The sequence below is a fragment of the Bacteroides sp. MSK.18.37 genome (assembly GCF_019129155.2).
Taxonomy (GTDB): domain Bacteria; phylum Bacteroidota; class Bacteroidia; order Bacteroidales; family Bacteroidaceae; genus Bacteroides; species Bacteroides ovatus.
In genome coordinates this window covers 58,791-78,575 of record NZ_JAHOIB020000002.1, presented here as the reverse complement: position 1 = coordinate 78,575, position 19,785 = coordinate 58,791, and the positions used below count along the sequence as shown (strand labels likewise).

Annotated in this window: 15 protein-coding genes; 13 read left to right on the top strand and 2 right to left on the bottom strand. The window is 39.8% G+C overall.

Translation table 11 applies throughout. The features are described from left to right. Positions 1-21 precede the first annotated feature (21 nt). The 5 genes from KSX81_RS28590 (at position 22) to KSX81_RS28570 (ending at position 7,210) form a co-directional block, all read left to right on the top strand. Positions 22-1,107 carry an endo-beta-N-acetylglucosaminidase family protein gene (locus KSX81_RS28590; protein WP_004305806.1) on the top strand — a complete coding sequence of 362 codons (1,086 nt, stop codon included), beginning with the start codon at positions 22-24 and terminating at the stop codon, positions 1,105-1,107. A 22-nt stretch (positions 1,108-1,129) separates the two neighbouring features. Next, complete coding sequence (locus KSX81_RS28585) at positions 1,130-2,344, top strand: DUF1735 and LamG domain-containing protein (protein ID WP_217725508.1); 1,215 nt, start codon at positions 1,130-1,132, stop codon at positions 2,342-2,344. 30 nt (positions 2,345-2,374) lie between these two features. Next, positions 2,375-3,646 carry a BT_3987 domain-containing protein gene (locus tag KSX81_RS28580; RefSeq protein WP_254884174.1) on the top strand — a complete coding sequence of 424 codons (1,272 nt, stop codon included), beginning with the start codon at positions 2,375-2,377 and terminating at the stop codon, positions 3,644-3,646. 65 nt (positions 3,647-3,711) lie between these two features. Beyond that, positions 3,712-4,788 carry a DUF1573 domain-containing protein gene (locus tag KSX81_RS28575; RefSeq protein ID WP_217725516.1) on the top strand — a complete coding sequence of 359 codons (1,077 nt, stop codon included), beginning with the start codon at positions 3,712-3,714 and terminating at the stop codon, positions 4,786-4,788. Positions 4,789-4,861: 73 nt separating this feature from the next. Beyond that, positions 4,862-7,210 (top strand): glycoside hydrolase family 3 N-terminal domain-containing protein, encoded by a 2,349-nt coding sequence (locus KSX81_RS28570; RefSeq protein WP_052588052.1) that lies wholly within the window; start codon positions 4,862-4,864, stop codon positions 7,208-7,210. Positions 7,211-7,332: 122 nt separating this feature from the next. Here KSX81_RS28570 and KSX81_RS28565 read toward each other — a convergent pair whose 3' ends face one another. After that, positions 7,333-7,809 carry a Dps family protein gene (locus tag KSX81_RS28565; protein ID WP_004302278.1) on the bottom strand — a complete coding sequence of 159 codons (477 nt, stop codon included), beginning with the start codon at positions 7,807-7,809 and terminating at the stop codon, positions 7,333-7,335. A gap of 135 nt (positions 7,810-7,944) precedes the next feature. On the opposite strand from KSX81_RS28565, the gene KSX81_RS28560 reads away from it, so the two are divergent. Both KSX81_RS28560 and KSX81_RS28555 read left to right on the top strand, forming a co-directional pair. Then, positions 7,945-8,871: a hydrogen peroxide-inducible genes activator gene (locus KSX81_RS28560; protein ID WP_004302279.1), complete on the top strand. Its 927-nt coding sequence runs from the start codon at positions 7,945-7,947 to the stop codon at positions 8,869-8,871. A 146-nt stretch (positions 8,872-9,017) separates the two neighbouring features. After that, positions 9,018-9,698 carry an MIP family channel protein gene (locus KSX81_RS28555; protein WP_118419368.1) on the top strand — a complete coding sequence of 227 codons (681 nt, stop codon included), beginning with the start codon at positions 9,018-9,020 and terminating at the stop codon, positions 9,696-9,698. Positions 9,699-9,829: 131 nt separating this feature from the next. On the opposite strand, the gene KSX81_RS28550 is transcribed toward KSX81_RS28555, so the two are convergent. After that, positions 9,830-10,552, bottom strand: a complete 723-nt coding sequence (locus KSX81_RS28550) for a NigD-like protein (RefSeq protein ID WP_004325420.1) — start codon at positions 10,550-10,552, stop codon at positions 9,830-9,832. Positions 10,553-10,727: 175 nt separating this feature from the next. On the opposite strand from KSX81_RS28550, the gene KSX81_RS28545 reads away from it, so the two are divergent. From KSX81_RS28545 to KSX81_RS28520, 6 genes are all read left to right on the top strand, one after another. Further along, the gene (locus tag KSX81_RS28545; RefSeq protein ID WP_004305819.1) at positions 10,728-11,276 is read left to right on the top strand and encodes an RNA polymerase sigma factor; all 549 of its coding nucleotides are present in this window, start codon (positions 10,728-10,730) and stop codon (positions 11,274-11,276) included. Between the two features lie 6 nt (positions 11,277-11,282). Beyond that, positions 11,283-12,587 carry an outer membrane beta-barrel protein gene (locus KSX81_RS28540; RefSeq protein WP_217725506.1) on the top strand — a complete coding sequence of 435 codons (1,305 nt, stop codon included), beginning with the start codon at positions 11,283-11,285 and terminating at the stop codon, positions 12,585-12,587. 212 nt (positions 12,588-12,799) lie between these two features. Further along, the gene (locus KSX81_RS28535) at positions 12,800-13,396 is read left to right on the top strand and encodes an RNA polymerase sigma-70 factor (protein ID WP_004302285.1); all 597 of its coding nucleotides are present in this window, start codon (positions 12,800-12,802) and stop codon (positions 13,394-13,396) included. 63 nt (positions 13,397-13,459) lie between these two features. Continuing rightward, positions 13,460-14,419 (top strand): FecR family protein, encoded by a 960-nt coding sequence (locus KSX81_RS28530; RefSeq protein ID WP_004302286.1) that lies wholly within the window; start codon positions 13,460-13,462, stop codon positions 14,417-14,419. A gap of 76 nt (positions 14,420-14,495) precedes the next feature. After that, positions 14,496-16,055: an ATP-binding protein gene (locus tag KSX81_RS28525; RefSeq protein ID WP_004302287.1), complete on the top strand. Its 1,560-nt coding sequence runs from the start codon at positions 14,496-14,498 to the stop codon at positions 16,053-16,055. 171 nt (positions 16,056-16,226) lie between these two features. Then, positions 16,227-19,769: a TonB-dependent receptor gene (locus tag KSX81_RS28520; RefSeq protein WP_004302288.1), complete on the top strand. Its 3,543-nt coding sequence runs from the start codon at positions 16,227-16,229 to the stop codon at positions 19,767-19,769. Positions 19,770-19,785 lie beyond the last annotated feature (16 nt).

Below are 19,785 nucleotides of genomic sequence, written 5' to 3'. Positions count from 1 at the left end.
GTTACTTAAATAATGCAGAATATGAAAAGAAATTATGTATATTTTTTGTTCACCTGTCTCTTGACATTTGTTGTGAGTGGTTGTGATACGGATATTGAACCTGAAGTTATACAGGCAGCTAATACTTATAATGAAGAATATTATCAGAACCTGCGTGAATATAAGAAAACAGATCATGCTATTTGTTTCGGCTGGTATGCCGGTTATACTTCAGAAGCATCTCCTTCGCAGGGGCTTCATTTCACTGGTCTGCCGGATAGTCTGGACATTGTCAGTCTGTGGTCAGGTATTCCTTCCAACAATCCGGCTTATGTAGAAACGAGTTATTATAACGAGCGTTATTTGCCGACTGCTTATGAGGAAATGAATTATATCCGTACAGTAAAGGGGACTCGCGTTGTGATGTGTACGATTTGCCGTATTGGAAGTACGGAGTTTCCTAAAACCGACGCAGGTATCGAGGCTTATGCTTTGCATCTTGCGAGATGTGTGTTGCGTAATGATCTGGATGGTTTGGACTTGGACTACGAACCGGAAGGCGACTGGTTGCAAAATGATAACTTTACAAAGTTTATAAAGGTATTGGGAAATTATTTCGGTCCTCAATCGGGTACAGGCAAATTATTAATTGTTGACTTCTATAATCAGCTGCCTCCTAAGGAAACAGAACCTTATGTCGATTATTTTGTACGACAATGTTACACCACCGGTAGTGCTCAAAGTTTGCAATCTAAATTTGACCAGCTTAGCAGCTGGTGTCCTCCTGAAAAATTCGTTGCTACGGAACAAATGGGATGGTACTGGCAAAATGGTGGAGTCGAATTTACGGAAGCCGATGGAAATAAAGTAGATTCATGGGGCAATCCAATCTATTCTGTAATAGGTATGGCACGCTGGAATCCTACACAAGGACGAAAAGGCGGATTCGGTGGATATTATTTTGAATATGAATACAATACCACTCGTCCTGCTAATCAGGCTATAGGTGATAAAGAGAAAGCCGCTATTCCTTATTATAGCCTTCGGCGTGGTATTCAGGAACAAAATCCTGCCGGAAAGCCTGTACAACAGTCTACTAAACAAGAAACGGAAGAAGAAAATGGATGAATTTTAAATTTGTATGCAAGGTATGAAAACATTGAATAATATAAAAAAGATATGGGGAGCTGCTTTGATAGGAATAGCTTCTTTTATGCTGCAGGGATGCCAGGAAGCCGCTCAAAAAGGTGACGGGTTGTTAATGACCGGAACATCTTCGGATAGATTGGTAAAGTTCGCCATTGATGGATTTCCATCTGCGTATGCTGTTTCTGTGACTTCAACTTCTCGCGTTGAATCGGATATTCAGGTGAATCTGGCTGTTGATGCAAGTCTGGTTGATACTTATAATCAGGAAATGGGAACCAATTATTATCCCATTCCGGATAAATCATATACATTTGAAAATCCGGAGGTTACTATTTCAGCAGGACAGGCAATTTCTTCTGCTGCCTCTCTTTCAATTGCCGATGATTCGGAATTTGTTCCGGGACGTGTTTATTTGATACCGGTTACCATAAAAAGTGCGACGGGAGATTTGGATATTATAGAAGCAGGGCGTACTATTTTCCTGAAAGTATCTCGAACATTGCGTTTCCATGCTCCGTATGTAGGACAGGCTTCTATGGCTTATCAATTTTTGCTTCCGGATCCTATTCCTTCCTTGCCTACTTATACATGGGAAGTGAAGATTTACGCCACTAAATTCCGTTCTTCCGGAGCTTCCGGTACTACCCGTGTTTGTTCATTTGGAGGTAGTGAAGCGTCTGTAGAAGGGGGAGCGATTGATGATGGCGGCTTTAAATGTGACCAGAACCTGCTTCGTTTTGGTGAAGGAACGGATGAACCGAACCAGTTGCATGTGACAACTAAACAGGGTAAAATGTCATCGAATACTCGCTTTGCTTTAAATACCTGGTATGCTGTTGCTTTGGTAAATGACGGCAATACTTTGACATTATACATTAATGGAGAGAAAGATAACTCAATGACAGTTGCTCCATATGAATACGCACTTTATGGTGTGCAGATCGGTATGCCTTCAAGAGGTTATCAATCTTCACAATTGTTTTATGGTCGTTTGAGTGAGATGCGTCTTTGGACTCGTCCTTTGTCTGCTCGTGAAATTAAAGCAAATGTATGTGGGGTAGACCCTTCTACCAATGGGCTTGTGTCTTATTGGAGAATGAATGAAGGAGAAGGAACTACTTTCTATGATTTATCTCCGTCCAAGCGTGATATCAGTTATAAGAATGGAATCACGATTGACTGGACTTATGATGATACGAATAAATGTCTTGAATAGGGTAATAATAAATGAATAGACCGTATGATAATGAAAAACAATATAAATAGATTAACTCTCCTTTTGCTTGTTTTATTGGGAGGAGTAGGATTCACATCCTGTTCGGATGATGACAATGATTTTATTGAATTGCCGACAATAGAGATGCCACAGTCGGAAGCAGGACCTGTTTCTATTGATTATAGGGAGATACTGGATGCAGGAAGCTATGTTTATGATTATATTATCAAACTGGATAAACCTGCCGCTACTACTTTATTATGTGACATTGCCGTGGACGAAAGTATGGTAGAGGCTTATAACGCTGCAAATAACACGTCTTATAAAATGATGCCCGCTTTTGTCTATGAGTTGCAAGCTAAAAATGCGATAGTGAAGGCAGGACAGCAAGAATCCAATTCCTTATCAGTTAAGTTTTCATCATTGTTCGGTTTGGTGGAAGGTGAAGAATATTTGCTTCCTATTGTTGCAACAATAGATGAAACATGTGTAGGACAATTTGTAACGGACACTCGTTCTGTTTCTTATTTTACGATTAGCATTGATGGGGAATTGGATTATATACCGGGATTGAATATGAGTTCTTATTCAACGGATATGTATCGTACGTTAAGTTTTGCCAATGATGAAGTCGTTACGATTGAAGATAATACACATACGTTTGAAATGCTTATATATCCATATAGCTGGCACAGTGGAACTAATTACATTGGTACATGGCGTGGTAAAGATACCAACCATAATAATGAGGTTTTTAGTGGTTGTGAACTACGTGTAAGCGGTACAGCGGGAGCATCTAATATCGGTAATCGTCAATGTGACTTGACATTGGCTAATCAAAATATAAAGTTGCCGGCTAATCAATGGGTAAGATTGACCATTACTTGTGACGGAACAAAAACCGGCCAGAATACAGATGTTGCTTATCGTTTATATGTTAACGGTGAGGAAGTTGCTTCTGCAAAACCGACCAAACGTTGGGGGCCATCCTCTTCTCAAAGATTCAAGGTGGGATATACGTTGACCGGTATTCAATTTGGTAATACATCAAGTATGTATTTTGATGGTCTGATTTCTGATATTCGTATGTGGAAGAAATGTCTGACAGCGGAAGAAGTGAAAGCTAACTTGCGTACAATAGCTTCTCCATCTTCTTCGGATTTATATGGCTATTGGAAATTGGATGAAGGAGAAGGAAATACATTGAAGGACAGTTCGGGTAATGGGCGTGATTTAACTTTCCCGGCTTCGGCAAATATCAGCTGGAATGCAGAATTCAATGATTTGCCTCAAGATAATTAAAATGTAAATTTATATTGGGAGTTATTGTGTTTTTACGTAACTCCCAATATTAACTTAAAGAAATGATGATGAAACGTTTTATGTCAGCTTTGATCGTTTTACTGTGCTCTACTGTTGGCGTATGTGCCCAACAACAGGGAAAAGCTGTATTGCGTTTTGATACTACTACTTGGAATTTTGGTAATATTCAGGAAACAGGAGGCAAAGTGAGTTATACTTTTCATTTTACTAATATGCATACTTCTCCGGTTGTGATTGAAGAAGTGATTTCAACTTGTGGGTGTGCCATTCCTGTTTATAGTAAACAACCTGTAAAATCAGGGCATACAGGTACTATTACCGTAACATTCGATCCTAAAGGGCGGACAAACTTTTTCTCTAAGAGTATAAGGGTTGTTTCTAATTCAGGGCAAAGTGTCAATACTCTTTGGGTAAAAGGTACGATAAATACAATGAATCGTATAGAGGATGAATATCCTTATTCTTTATCATCAGATATTCTGGCAGACCGAATGACTCTATCTTATGATCTGTTACAGCATAATGGGAGGCCAAAACAATTGGAAATTAGAATCTATAACCGATCGGATAAAATAGTCAGGTTGTCATACTCGCTGTTGGATAAGAGTGGATGTTTGTCGATATCTATGCCATCATCTCTTCAAGGTCGATCTTGTGCGACTATAAAAATAACAGCTTCTCCTTTAAAAGGCTTTTACGGTACATTTAAAGATAAGATTATTATTAGTGCCAATTCCGTACACAGTTCTCCTATACAAATCTTTGGTACAGTGATTGATGATATGAGAAAAGTAAGCACGGCAACTGCTCCCCGGATGAAGTGTTCACAATCTTATTTTAATTTGGGGAATATCTCATTAAAAAAGCATATTCAGAGAAAAGTTAAAGTTACTAATGAAGGGGCGAATCCTCTTATTATCCGCAAAATAGAATGTCCGGAATTTGTTTCTACTAATATTCGGGGTGAAAAGGTTTTGAAGCAAAATGAGTGTCTGGAGGTTCTGTTTGAATTAAATGTATCATCTTCAAACCATCTATTGGATGCAAAGGTCAAGTTGATAACAAATGATGCTCATCAGCCTGTACATACAGTTATATTTGAAGGAGAAATGGGTAAGTAGGGTTGAATATCTCTATTTGAAAGATTAGAAATACACTATAAATTAATTGAGTCATTTTACTGTATATAACATTATGATAAAACGATTGTATATTTTGGTGATAGTACAGATGGTATGTACTTTGGGGTTTACTCAATCCTCTCCCTCGTTACCTGCTTACAAAGATCCCAGTTTGTCAATAGATATAAGACTTTCAGATTTACTTTCCCGCATGACTTTAGAAGAAAAGGTCGGTCAGTTACTTTGTCCTTTAGGTTGGGAAATGTATGAAATCCATGGTAGTGAGGTTCATCCTTCCGGAAAGTTCAAGCAATTGATTAAAGAAAGAAATGCCGGAATGCTTTGGGCGACTTATCGTGCAGACCCGTGGACAAAAAAAACTCTGGCAAATGGACTTAATTCCGAGATGGCAGCAAAAGCAGGGAATGCATTGCAAAAATATGTGATGGAGAATACTCGTTTGGGAATTCCGATGTTTTTAGCAGAAGAAGCCCCTCATGGGCACATGGCAATTGGTGCTACAGTTTTTCCTACGGGTATCGGAATGGCGGCTACCTGGTCACCGGAATTAGTAAAAGAAGTTGGTCAAGTTATCGCTAAAGAAATTCGTTCCCAAGGTGGGCATATTAGTTACGGTCCCGTACTTGATCTGACCCGTGATCCCCGTTGGTCCCGCGTGGAAGAAACATTTGGTGAAGATCCTGTGTTGAGTGGTATTTTAGGGGCGTCTATGGTTGACGGTTTAGGTGGAGGTAATCTATCACAAAAATACGCTACCATAGCTACCTTGAAACATTTTCTGGCATACGCTGTGCCGGAGGGTGGACAGAATGGTAATTATGCTTCAGTCGGTATTCGTGATTTGCATCAGAATTTTCTTCCTCCTTTTCGTAAGGCAATAGATGCAGGGGCATTGTCTGTAATGACTTCATACAATTCGATAGATGGGACACCTTGTACGTCGAACCATTATTTGCTGACTCAACTCTTGCGTAATGAATGGAAGTTTCGTGGCTTTGTAGTTTCCGATTTATATAGTATTGAAGGGATTCACGAAAGCCACTTTGTTGCTCCAACCAAAGAGAATGCAGCCATACAATCTGTAATGGCAGGCGTTGATGTTGACTTAGGTGGGGATGCTTATACCAACCTTTGTCATGCAGTTCAATCTGGACAAATGGATAAGACTGTGATTGATACGGCTGTCTGCCGGGTGTTACGGATGAAGTTTGAGATGGGCTTGTTTGAGCATCCTTATGTGGATCCGAAAATTGCTGCTAAAACAGTACGCCGTAAAGAACATATCGAACTGGCACGTAAAATCGCACAGTCTTCCATAACACTTCTCAAAAATGAGAATTCAATTCTTCCTTTAAGCAAGACGATAAATAAGGTGGCGGTAATTGGCCCTAATGCTGACAATCGATATAATATGTTAGGGGACTATACAGCTCCTCAGGAAGATAGTAATGTGAAAACAGTTCTTGATGGAATTCTAACAAAATTATCTCCTTTTCGTGTGGAATATGTACGAGGCTGTGCTATTCGTGATACTACAGTGAATGAGATAGAACAGGCAATTAAAGCTGCCCGTCGCTCCGAAGTTGTAATTGTGGTTGTGGGTGGTTCCAGTGCCCGTGATTTTAAAACGAGCTATAAAGAAACAGGTGCGGCTGTAGCTGAAGAGGGTAGTGTAAGTGATATGGAGTGTGGAGAAGGATTTGACCGTGCCAGTTTATCCTTACTTGGTAGACAACAAGAACTATTGGAATCTTTGCAAAAGACAGGTAAGCCTTTGATTGTCGTTTATATTGAAGGTCGTCCTTTAGAAAAGAATTGGGCTTCGGAATATGCGGATGCGCTACTGACTGCTTACTATCCGGGGCAGGAGGGTGGAAATGCTATAGCGGATGTTCTTTTTGGAGATTATAATCCTTCCGGACGTTTGCCAATCTCCGTTCCGCGTTCTGTAGGTCAGATTCCGGTTTATTATAATAAGAAAGCTCCTCGAAATCATGATTATGTGGAAATGTCATCTTTTCCGTTATATAGCTTTGGTTATGGGATGAGTTATACCACTTTTGAATATTCTGATTTGCAGGTAGTGCAGAAATCTGCTCGTTGTTTTGAAGTCTCATTTAAAGTAAAGAATACAGGGAAGTATGATGGTGAGGAAGTATCACAACTTTATATGAGAGATGAATATGCATCAGTTGTTCAGCCGATGAAACAGTTGAAACATTTTGAACGTTTCCATTTGAAAAAAGGAGAAGAAAAAAAAGTTACTTTTGTTTTGACAGAGGAGGACTTTTTCTTGGTTAACTATACTTTGAAGAAAGTAGTAGAGTCTGGAAATTTCCATCTTATGATTGGTGCCGCTTCTAATGATATTAGGTTGCAGAATGTTATTTTAGTGGAGTAATTTTTATTAATATCTATATTAAGAGATTTCCTGTTTCGTTTTCTCTTAATAAAAAAGAGAGAATATTCCTTTTGCGGAAATATCCTCTCTTTCTCACCTAAAACCTAAACCTTTTATTTCAATTACTTGCTACTATAAGCAACCAACATCCAAACCAATTTTTCCTGTTCTTTCAGATAATCGCTCATCATCGAAACGGTTACTTCGTCTCCGGCTTGAGAAGCGATAGATAAGATCTTACGTTCTTCACCAATCAGATAGCTGATAGACTGAAGGATATTATTCAATGCTTCGTCTCCGTTGCTTACCTTATCCACTTCATTCACATTTGCTACTTTTAGATAATCGCTGAATTTATTGGCAGGAGTACCACCCAGCATCAAGATACGTTCTGCGATTTCATCCACCTTTTCAGCCGTGTCATCATACATCTTTTCGAATTGACTGTGGAGTACAAAGAAATTATGTCCCTTGATATTCCAGTGGAAACCGCGAAGATTGGTGTAATACACTTGGAAGTCTGCTAATAGTTGTTGCAAAGATGCTACTACGTTGTTTGCTCCCGATTCGTTCAATTTGATAAATTCTAAAGTTTTCATATTCTTCTATTTTTAATGATTTATACTTGTTCTCTTTTTTCTGTACTGCAAAGATAAGGCGTAAAATGCTTGCTGTCAAACTGAAAATTTCTATCTTTGCATAGATGAAATCTATAACTTAATAAGATTTGATAGATGACGATACAACAATTAGAGTATATACTGGCTGTAGACCAGTTCAGGCATTTCGCACGGGCAGCTGAATATTGTCGTGTGACGCAGCCTACTTTGAGTGCAATGATTCAGAAACTGGAAGATGAACTGGGAGTAAAGTTGTTCGATAGGACAGTGCAACCCGTTTGTCCGACACCCATCGGGCAGAAAGTGATAGACCAGGCTCGCGTGATTCTGGCGCAGGCAGCTCAAGTGAAAGAAATAATCAGTGAAGATAAACAGTCATTGTCAGGCGTATTCCGCTTGGGGGTATTACCTACTATCGCTCCCTATCTGCTTCCTCGCTTTTTTCCTCAACTAATGGAAAAATATCCCGAACTGGATATTCGTGTCACGGAAATGAAGACACAGGATATTCAGCAGGCTTTGCATGTCGGAGATTTGGATGCGGGAATTATTGCCAGCAAACTGGAAGATACGTTCTTGACAGAAGAAACTCTTTTCTATGAGCAATTTTACGCTTATGTGTCACGAAAAGAATCCTCTTTCAAGCATGATATGATCCGTACTTCTGATATAACAGGCGAACATCTTTGGCTTTTGGACGAAGGACACTGTTTTCGCGATCAACTCGTCCGTTTCTGTCAGATGGAGGCCGTGAAGGTTAATCAGATGGCCTATCGTTTGGGAAGTATGGAAACCTTTATGCGAATGGTAGAAAGTGGAAAAGGAATCACTTTTATTCCCGAATTGGCAGTGATGCAATTGACGGAAGAACAGCGGCAGTTGGTACGTCCGTTTGCTATTCCCCGACCTACACGGCAAGTGGTACTGGTAACAAATAAAGATTTTATTCGCCACAGTCTCTTATGCGTCCTGAAAGAGGAAATAAAGGCGGCGGTTCCCAAGGAAATGCTTTCTTTACAGTCCATACAATGTTTGTTATAGCACATTAGGGAATCCCTTTTTCCATCGAGAACAATCTCTTTCTGTAAAAAATGTAGCAAAGTTGCGTTATAATAATACGGATATGTTTTGATTTCTAGTCTGAATTGCTTATTTTTGGAAAGTAAACAAAAACAATATTAATTACTATGAAAAAGTACATTGCAGAAATGATTGGAACGATGGTGCTCGTTCTTATGGGATGTGGTAGCGCCGTCTTTGCTGGTGGTTTGGCTGATACAGTAGGTGCTGGTGTGGGAACAATCGGTGTAGCTTTAGCCTTTGGTTTATCCGTAGTAGCGATGGCGTATGCTATCGGAGGTATTTCGGGATGTCACATTAATCCTGCTATTACATTAGGAGTGTTTTTGACTAGTCGTATGAATGGAAAAGATGCAGGTATGTATATGATTTTCCAGGTAATCGGAGCTATTATCGGTTCGGCTATTCTTTTTGCTTTAGTTTCTACCGGTGCTCATGACGGGCCTACAGCGACAGGTTCGAATGGTTTTGCTGATGGAGAAATGTTGCAGGCATTTATTGCGGAAGCAGTATTTACTTTCATATTTGTATTGGTAGTGCTCGGCTCTACCGATCCGAAGAAGGGAGCAGGCAATCTGGCAGGACTTGCCATCGGTTTGACTCTTGTATTGGTACATATTGTATGTATTCCTATCACAGGGACTTCTGTAAACCCGGCACGTAGTATTGCTCCGGCATTATTCCAAGGAGGAGAAGCATTGTCGCAGTTGTGGCTGTTTATCATTGCTCCATTTGTAGGAGCTGCATTGAGTGCAGTTGTTTGGAATTATCTGGGAGATAAGAAATAACTCTTTTAGAAGAAAGAATATAAAGAAGAAAGTAAAAGGGCGGCAGTTTCACAACTACCGCCCTCTTTTGCGTAATTAATATATTATATTAAAAAAGAGTGTGTTTCGCATGTTCACATTAGATTAGTCGTCTAAGGAAATTTCACTTCATAAGTTTTCGGCCCGCCATAAATGGTGTTGACACGAATTCTTAGTCCCTTTTTCCCCTCCATCCGGTCTTTAATCTTATCCAGTTTGAAAGACACATATCCTTCACCCAAACGTTGAGGATCATCTCCTTCACTGTTATGACGGAATTCCAGATTGATATATTCGTCCTCCGCATTGCCTTCGTCAGCAGTGGGAGCAGTCTCTTCTTTGTCATTAATCACCAGATTCAGGAAATGTTTTTTATCTTCACTATGTGTTCCGTAATATTGGAATTCAATCGTCAGATATTTATTATCCTTATTGATCCACATATAAGTCGTGTTGATCTTATCATCTCCGATTTTCTCTTCGTCGTTGTCATCTTCACCCATTGTGACGATGTCTTTGGTTAAGATTGGATTGATACCTTTCACCTGAATATTAAGGTCGTATCCATTCACAGGCTCTTCCAACTCGTTGAATATCACAAAAGCTCTTTGTCCCTCCACCCAATCTTCATTGTTCCATCCTTGTGAGTTGCTGGGATACATCTTTTTCCCGTCATCCAAAGTGAAATAAAATTCCTTGCTATCCTGGCTAATCATATTGATGGTGCTGATAGCCAGAAGATCGGACGAATTATCATCGTCGTCCAAGCATGACTGGAGAATCGGCATGGTAGTCATAATAGCAAAGATAAAGGCAATGAATTTAAATTTCTTCATATACTTACTAGGTTTTAGATTTTATAATATTTATGTTTTCTGTAGTGAAAATGCAAGAGGATAGAAAATATTGCATTCGGATCTGTTAAAGAAACAAAAGTGATAAAAGAGTTGTTCTCTCTATGCAGTATTTCTATCTTTGCTGCATTTATAAGGTAAACACGTGTATAAGAGAATGGAAGAAATTGAGTTGTCGGAACAATGTAGGCTGGGTAATAACCGGGCCCGCAAGGAACTGTATGAACAGTATGCGGGGCGTATGCTTGGCATCTGTCTACGCTATACCGGCGACCGGGATACAGCCCAGGATCTGCTTCACGACGGTTTTTTAAAGATATTCGATTCGTTCGATAAGTTCACCTGGAGGGGTGAAGGCTCTTTGCGAGCCTGGATGGAACGGGTGATGGTCAACACAGCTTTACAGTATCTTCGGAAAAATGATGTGATTAATCAGTCGACACCTTTGGAAGAGTTGCCCGAAGAATATGAAGAGCCGGATGCTTCCGATGTAGAAGCGATACCACAAAATGTGTTGATGCAGTTTATTGAAGAATTACCCGCCGGCTATCGTACTGTGTTCAATCTTTATACATTTGAAGACAAATCGCATAAAGAAATCGCACAGGTATTAGGTATTAATGAGAAATCTTCGGCTTCGCAATTATTTCGTGCGAAGAGTGTATTGGCAAAAAGAGTAAAAGAATGGATAATGCATAATGGATAGATAGAAATGGAAGAGAAAGAATTGTGGATGAATAAGTTGAAGGAGAAGCTCGCGGATTATTCCGAGCCGACGCCTGCTTCCGGTTGGGAACGACTGGAGAAAGAGCTTATGCCTCCTGTGGAGAAGAAAATATATCCTTATCGAAAATGGATGATGGCTGCTGCAGCTATTATAATATTAGCTGTCGTTTCGTCAGTAAGTCTGTATTTTCTAGGGACACCCGCTGCGGATGAAATACGTCATATACAAACTCCGGCATTGGCTTCCACGCCCGATGCATTGCTGGGTGTGCAACAACCGGATATGCAGGGAACTGCTGTGGAACCTGTCTTACGGCCGGTAACTCGCGAAGATCGTTTGGCGAAAGTCGACAGGAATCATACGGAGCAGAAAACAGGTGTAGATCCATTAGGGATCGGTAATGAAAATAAACTTTCAACAGGAAATGGAGAAGACTCTTTGAGTGAGGAAGATAAGAATGTAAAAGGAAATGGAGAAACTGAAAATGTAAAAGATGAACCGAAGCAGGCAGAAAATACAGATGTCAGTCAGGGACAGTCACAGGATACAGAGCGATCGAATAACAGACCGCGTCGTCCTTCCGGTAAAGACAAACTTCATATTCCGACAGAAAAAAGATCTTCTCAAAAGGGAACATGGTCAATGGGACTTTCGGTAGGAAATTCAGGAGGTGCTTCAACAGAAGTAGGTGCCGGATCTCATGCTTATATGTCACGTGTGAGTATGCTTTCAGTTTCCAACGGTCTGATGGAGACGATTCCTAATGACCAAACATTGGTTTTCGAAGATGGAGTACCTTACCTGCGTCAGGCAAAACAGGTGGTTGACATTAAACATCATCAGCCTATTTCTTTCGGATTGTCCGTTCGTAAAGGTTTAGCTAAAGGATTCTCTCTTGAGACAGGACTGACTTATACGCTGCTTTCTTCGGATGCAAAACTGGCAGGTGAAGAACAACAGATAGAGCAGAAACTGCATTATATCGGTATTCCGTTGCGTGCCAACTGGAACTTCCTGGATAAGAAACTCGTCACTCTTTATGTTTCCGGTGGAGGTATGGTTGAGAAATGTGTTTATGGAAAGCTAGGATCTGAAAAAGAAACAGTGAAGCCTTTGCAGTTCTCGGTATCCGGTGGTGTAGGTGCGCAGATCAATGCAACGAAACGTTTGGGTATTTACGTGGAACCGGGTGTTGCTTATTATTTCAATGATGGCTCCGATATACAGACTATACGTAAAGAGAATCCGTTTAACTTCAACATACAAGCAGGTGTTCGTCTGACTTATTAGTACGAACTACCTCACTAAATATAGTAACGCCATCCGGTTCGGATACCGTCACTATCCTGATTGGATAGCGTCATTATCCTGACCGGATGGCGTTACTATTTGCTATTTACTATCTTTTTCTTCAGAAAAGTCGGATAATTGAGAAAATATTAATAATATTGTCACCTGTTTATGACCTATGGCTGCATACCTTTGTTGCAAAATTCTAAGATATGGTAGATTCTACAGATGAAAAACATTTATTAATCGACTTAAAAGGCGGTTCCTTTCAGGCATTCGAAAGATTGTATAATATGTATAGTGGCAAACTGTACAATTTCATTATGCGACTCTCTTCCGGCAATCAATATATGGCCGAAGAAGTGGTGCAAGCCACTTTCATTCGTATATGGGAAGTGCATGAAAAAGTAGACCCGGCTTCCTCGTTTATCTCTTTTCTCTGTACGATTGCCAAAAACTTATTGATGAATATGTATCAGCGTCAGACCGTAGAGTATGTTTACAATGAATATCTCATGAAAAGTAGCGTAGACCGTGATTCACAGACAGAAGAGAATATTGATCTGCGCTTTTTGAATGAGTATATCGATTCTCTTGCCGAAGAACTGCCTGCGCAACGGAAGAAAATATTCATTTTGAGCAAAAGGCAGAATTACACAAATAAAGAAATAGCCGAAATCATGGGAATTTCCGAAAGTACGGTTGCTACCCAATTATCTTTGGCTGTGAAATTTATGCGTGAACAGTTGATGAAGCATTATGATAAGGTAATTACCCTTTTGTTGGCCTTTTTTGTTAATGAAATGTAATAGTAATACTTGTTTTTGGATGGGAAGTAGGATGAAAATGTATACTTGTAAATAAGTGGAAAGATGGATAAGACACATTATAAAGAGCTAATTGAAAAATATTTCGAAGAAACGATCACGGATGTCGAGATAAAAGAACTGTCAGACTGGATAAAGAATGACCGTCAGTTGCATGACTGGTGGGAGCAAGAGTTTGAGAGATCGGATTCCTCCATGAACCCAGTGTTGCGTGATAAACTTTTTGCCCGGATCAAAGAAGAGACTTTGGGCAAGGAAGTGCGCCCCCTCCGTATCATCCCTTGGAAATGGGTTGCTGCTATTTTATTACCTGTCTGTGTCGCTTTCTTCACTTACTATCTTTTAGATTCTTCTCCAACGGCAGAAACACCCTTTATTGTGAAAGCGGGCAAAGGAGATAAAGCAACCATTGAATTGCCGGACGGAACAAATGTTGTTCTCAATTCAGCTTCCCAATTAAGTTACCTGAATAACTTCGGAGAAAAAGTTCGTCGCGTGCAACTGAATGGTGAAGCCTATTTTAAAGTAGCCCATGATGAGAAACACGCCTTCATTGTGCAAATCGGTGATTTGGAAGTGAAAGTGCTCGGTACTTCTTTTAATGTATCTGCCTATGAAGATGCCAAAGACGTGACAGTCGTTCTTTTGGAAGGAAAAGTAGGGGTCTATGCGCAGAAAATATCGCATATCATGAAGCCCGGCGACAAAATAGAATATAATAAAGCCACTCATAAGATAACAGCCACTCAAGTGCATCCGAATGATTATATTGAATGGACGAAAGGAAATATCTATTTTGAGAAAGAATCTTTGGAGAATATAATGAAAACCCTTTCACGTATCTATGACGTAGAGATTCGTTTCGACTCCAATAAACTACCTAATGAATATTTCACCGGAACCATTCCGGGAGGCGGCATACAGAATGCGCTGAATATTCTGATGCTTACTTCACCTTTCTATTATGAAATGGACGGTTCGGTGATTGTTTTGAAGGAGAAATAAATGGAACTTTCATAGAGTATCTTTGTTTATTCATCGAATAACGTCTATATTTGTGGTACACTAATTTGAAGATGCAATGAATACATTAGAGCGTAAATTGCCGATAGGGATACAGACATTTGAAGATATACGCCGAGGAAATTATCTTTATGTGGACAAGACGTCTATTTTATGGCAAATAATAAATACGGGAAAGCCTTATTTTCTTAGTCGTCCCCGTCGTTTTGGCAAAAGTCTGCTAGTTTCTACTTTTGAAGCCTACTTTCAGGGGCGTAAAGACCTTTTTGAGGGTTTGGCAATTGAAAAGTTAGAGACAAAGTGGGAGCAATATCCGGTTCTGCATCTTGATTTGAATGCGAAGAGATATGAGACGGCAGCAGATTTGGTTGCCATGCTAAATCAGTATTTGGAGAAATGGGAAGCCGTCTATGGTGATGAGAAGAAAGACCGTAGTCCTGAAGAACGCTTTAGTTACATCATCGAGCAAGCCTATTTGAAAACTGGAAAAGGAGTTGTGGTATTAGTAGATGAGTATGATAAGCCTTTGCTGCAAGCCCTTTTAGATGAAAACTTGTTGGATGAATACCGTCGTATTCTGAAGGCTTTTTATGGAGTACTAAAAAGTTCCGATCGCTATCTTCGGTTTATATTCTTGACAGGAGTCACAAAATTTGCCCAAGTAAGTGTATTCAGTGATTTGAATCAGTTGAATGATATTAGTATGAAAATTCCTTATGCCAATATTTGTGGTATTACTAAGAAGGAGTTAGTATCTACATTTACTCCCGAGTTGGAGCACTTGGCAGAAGTGCAGGAGATGTCCTTTGAAGATACAGTCGATAAAATGACAGCAATGTACGATGGCTATCACTTTACATATAGCGAAGAAGGACTATTCAATCCCTTCAGTGTGCTCAATGTCTTTGATGGATTAATGTTTGATAATTACTGGTTTCAGACTGGTACTCCTACCTATCTTGTAGAACTGCTGAAACAAAGTGATTATGATTTACGTTTGCTGATAGATGGCTTGGAAGTAGGAAGTTCCGGATTTGCAGAATACCGTGCGGAGACAAAGAATCCCCTTCCGATGATCTACCAAAGTGGTTATCTGACAATTAAAAATTTCGATAAATCATTGAACCTATATACATTAGGCTTCCCGAATGACGAGGTGAAATATGGTTTCCTTAAATTCCTGATACCCTATTATACCCCCATCTCTTCTGATGAAACGGATTTTAATGCAGTTAAGTTTGTCCGTGAACTTCAGTTGGGCGACGTTCATTCCTTTATGGAACGTATGAAATCATTCTTTGCCGACATTCCCTACGAATTGAATACAAAGACTGAACGTCATTATCAGGTTATTTTCTATCTTGTCTTTAAGTTGATGGGACAATATGTAGATGCGGAAGTACGCAGTGCAAAAGGCCGTGCCGATGCAGTGGTGAAAACAAAAGACCGTATTTATGTTTTTGAGTTTAAGCTGGAAGGAACAGTAGACGAAGCTCTGAAACAAATAGATGAAAAAGGATATCTGTTACCTTATCGAACAGACGGGCGTGAACTGGTTAAAGTCGGTGTCTCCTTTAATGCTGAAGAACGTAATATCGGTGAATACAAAGTAGTTTAATTACTTATTGAGTACAATATAGAATAGAACCATTCCGAAGCCCTCTACTTAGGAATGGTTTTTTTTGTTCTCTGAATTGAATAAGTTAACGAGAGTTAAAGTCTGATAGACGGTTGGACGAGCGAGTATAGCAGTCTGTATACCTATCAAACAACTTAAAAGTTTTGATATATGAAGCACAAAACAACCTTTGAAAAACTCCCTCAAACAAACGTGGGGAGAAGTAAGAACTGGAAAACACTGCGGGCTATTTGTCTGCTATTGTTTTTAAGCGTCTCTTTTACCGCTTATTCTCAAATAACGGTGAATGTGAAAGACATCTCTTTGAGAGCCTCTTTAAAGAAAATCGAGCAAGTAAGCAATTACAAATTCTTCTACAATGAGAGCCTTCCGGAGTTAAACCAAAAAGTTTCGTTAAATGTGAAAGATGCAACGATTGAACAAACCATGCAACAACTTTTGGGTAAAATGGAGTTAACCTACAAGAAAGAGCAAGAGAATGTCATTGTATTGATTCGTAAACCACAAGAAAAGCAGCGTAATATAAAGGTTTCAGGAACCGTAGTTGATTCGAATGGAGAGCCTATTATCGGTGCTAGTGTTGTGGTCAAGGGTACATCTAATGGAACAATAACTGATTTAGATGGTAATTTTTCCATCAATGATGTCTCCGAAACATCTCAACTAACAGTTTCCTACATCGGATATAAACCCGTTCAACTTCGTGCTACCGATAAAAATATGGCGAAAGTTGTTCTGCAGGAAGATAGTAAGATGATTGAAGAAGTCGTAGTCGTTGGCTATACTCCTATGCGTAAGAGTGATTTCACAGGTTCTTTGGCAAGTGTTAAGGCTAGTGAATTATCTCTTTCAGCAGCAACCGCCGGACAAGCTTTAGTCGGTAAAGTCGCTGGTGTACAGGTGATGCAGACAAGTGGTGCGCCGGGAGAAGGAGTGAAGATTAAAGTTCGTGGAACGAACTCTCTTTCAGCTAGTACAACACCTCTCTATGTGATTGATGGATATCCGGCTTCAGAAGATGTATATATCAATCCCGAGGATATTGAAACTATTGATGTATTGAAAGACGCAGCTTCGGCAGCCATTTATGGTTCTCGAGGTGCTAGTGGCGTGGTACTTATCACCACAAAGAGGGGTAATTCGGGAAAAGCCCGTATTGATTATGACTATCAGTTTAGTATGCAACAAGTAGAGCGTAAGATTAAGTTGCTGGATGCCTATCAATACAGGGATTTGGTAATTGAAGCCCGTAATAATTCTTATCGTGATAAAGCAGAAGCTGCTGGAAAATCATGGAACCCATTGGATGATAATGCAATAAGAGCTTCAAAAGGTTTTAACTTGAATGAAGTGGGCATTTCTGATTTGTTTTTTGATTTCACAACCGGAAAACCGGTCGATCCTACTTACAATACAGATTGGCAGGACGCCATCTATGGGAATGCTCCGATGCATCGTCATAATCTATCTGTTACAGGAGGACAGGATTTCTTGAAATATCGTTTTAGTTTGGGTTATCTGGATCAGGATGGAATTATAGCTCCTTCCGGACATAAGCGTTTGAATGTTCGTGCCAATGTAGATGCAGAAGTCACGAAACGCTTGAAAGTTGGAGTAAACTTTTCTTTTGTTGATGTTTCGGAACGACAGGTTCAAGCAGACGGTCGTTATATAAATGATGGTGTCGTACAAAGTGCTCTATTAATGTTTCCTCAATTCCCTGTATATAATTCGGATGGAACTTATGCAGTCGGAAATCAGATTGCGATGAAAGCTGATGGCTATCAGATGGTCGAGAATCCCGTGGCACTTGCTCATGAAATTGATATCCGCAACAAGTCAAGCCGAATGAATTTCAATGCTAATATCACTTATGATATATTGAAACAGCTTCAGTTTAAAGCCAATTTGGGAACTCAATATTATACTTCCCGTTATAATTACTATCGTCCGCGTACTGTAGGACAAGATGGTGATATGCCCAATTCGGATGCTGTTCAGGCACGTGTGAAAGCTCGTGACATAACAAATCGTGATATTGACCGTTTGGGAGAGTTTACGTTAAATTATAATGGTGAATTCGGGAAACATCGCCTGAATGCTTTAGTGGGCTACACCTTACAGAAAAAAACTTATGACCGCGTAGCCGTTGAAGCAACAGGTTTTCCCGACGACCGTATTCATGAAGTGACAGCGCATGGTCCGAATGCTTCCGATATAGGCTTGTATAGCAGCGATACCCGAAAGGCTGCATGGACAATGATGTCTTATCTGGCACGTGTAAACTATTCATTCGATAATCGCTATGTAGTGACGGGTACAGTAAGAACTGACGGATCTTCACGTTTTGGAAAAGAAAACCGTTGGGGTTGGTTTCCTTCTATTTCTTTAGGTTGGACTATATCGAATGAAAAGTTTTATCAGGATTTGTTAGGTAATAATTCATCCTTAAAACTTCGTGCCAGTTGGGGATTGAGTGGAAACAACAATATTGGTAACTACGAGCATACAGCTACTATGTCTCAAGGTGGTTACGTATATGGTAATACTGTCGAAACAGCCTATTGGCAAGGAACTTTCAAAGATGCGGCTATCGGATGGGAAAAAACATCCCAATACAATGTAGGGTTTGATTTGGGATTATTCAATGGTCGTGTCAACTTGATAGGTAACTATTATAATAGTCTTTCGTATGATTTGTTGTACGACCAGCCTATATCATCCATATCGGGCTCTTCCAGTGTAAAAACAAACTTGAAAAATGCAAAAGTACGTAATAGCGGAGTTGATTTCCAAATAGACGGGCGTATTTTGACAGGAGATTTTAAATGGAATGTAAGTGCTAATATATCAGTAAATCGAAATAAAGTTGTCGATTTGGGTGGTATTAATGATTTGTATTTAGTTAGTGAGCGCAATGTGGTAAGCCATGTGACCCGTTCCGGGCTTCCTATCGGCTCTTTCTATGGCTACATTGCTGATGGTATTATTTCCGAGAAGGATTACACCAATATAATGATTGATAAAAGCAATCTGGTTAATGGCAAATTTCCTGACGGATATCAGTTGATAGGACCGGCAGTTCCTAATTATAATAACATACATCCGGGAGATGTGAAATGGCGGGATGTTGATAAGAATGGTTTGATTACAGAAAACGACCGTGAAATTCTAGGCAATGCTTACCCGGATTTTACATACGGTATCAGTACCGATTTCTCTTATAAGAACTTTGATTTGAGAGCGACATTTACCGGTTCTCAAGGAGCTGAAGTAATAAACTTCCAGAAATATTATCTGTACAATATGGAAGGCTCCGGCAATCAGTTGGCATCTGTTTTGAACCGTTGGCATTCTGACGAAAATCCGGGTTCCGGCGGAGTGTTTCGTGCAGCGCGTAGTTCCACTCCTAATACCAGTCAGCGGCTTAGTTCTTATATGGTGGATGATGCTTCCTATTTCCGTTGTGCAAATATCACATTGGGGTATAATTTTCCGGTGAAGTGGATGCAGAAAGTGAGCGTTCAGGCGTTGAGGCTATATGTCAGTGTTGACAATTTATTCACATTGACCGATTATGAAGGATATAATCCTGAAGTGGATTATAAAGGTAATAACCTGTTACCCGGTTTTGATTGGGGAGTTTATCCTTTGGCACGTACTTATAGTATAGGAGCAAAAATAACTTTTTAAATAAATAAAGAATCAG

Coding starts and splice junctions, on each gene's coding strand:
- KSX81_RS28565 (WP_004302278.1), bottom strand. CDS start 7,809: ATGAAAACTTTAGAATTTATCAAATTGAACGAATCGGGAGCAAACAAC.
- KSX81_RS28530 (WP_004302286.1), top strand. CDS start 13,460: ATGGATAAGACACATTATAAAGAGCTAATTGAAAAATATTTCGAAGAA.
- KSX81_RS28545 (WP_004305819.1), top strand. CDS start 10,728: ATGGAAGAAATTGAGTTGTCGGAACAATGTAGGCTGGGTAATAACCGG.
- KSX81_RS28555 (WP_118419368.1), top strand. CDS start 9,018: ATGAAAAAGTACATTGCAGAAATGATTGGAACGATGGTGCTCGTTCTT.
- KSX81_RS28585 (WP_217725508.1), top strand. CDS start 1,130: ATGAAAACATTGAATAATATAAAAAAGATATGGGGAGCTGCTTTGATA.
- KSX81_RS28550 (WP_004325420.1), bottom strand. CDS start 10,552: ATGAAGAAATTTAAATTCATTGCCTTTATCTTTGCTATTATGACTACC.
- KSX81_RS28560 (WP_004302279.1), top strand. CDS start 7,945: ATGACGATACAACAATTAGAGTATATACTGGCTGTAGACCAGTTCAGG.
- KSX81_RS28525 (WP_004302287.1), top strand. CDS start 14,496: ATGAATACATTAGAGCGTAAATTGCCGATAGGGATACAGACATTTGAA.
- KSX81_RS28520 (WP_004302288.1), top strand. CDS start 16,227: ATGAAGCACAAAACAACCTTTGAAAAACTCCCTCAAACAAACGTGGGG.
- KSX81_RS28590 (WP_004305806.1), top strand. CDS start 22: ATGAAAAGAAATTATGTATATTTTTTGTTCACCTGTCTCTTGACATTT.
- KSX81_RS28580 (WP_254884174.1), top strand. CDS start 2,375: ATGAAAAACAATATAAATAGATTAACTCTCCTTTTGCTTGTTTTATTG.
- KSX81_RS28540 (WP_217725506.1), top strand. CDS start 11,283: ATGGAAGAGAAAGAATTGTGGATGAATAAGTTGAAGGAGAAGCTCGCG.
- KSX81_RS28535 (WP_004302285.1), top strand. CDS start 12,800: ATGGTAGATTCTACAGATGAAAAACATTTATTAATCGACTTAAAAGGC.
- KSX81_RS28575 (WP_217725516.1), top strand. CDS start 3,712: ATGATGAAACGTTTTATGTCAGCTTTGATCGTTTTACTGTGCTCTACT.
- KSX81_RS28570 (WP_052588052.1), top strand. CDS start 4,862: ATGATAAAACGATTGTATATTTTGGTGATAGTACAGATGGTATGTACT.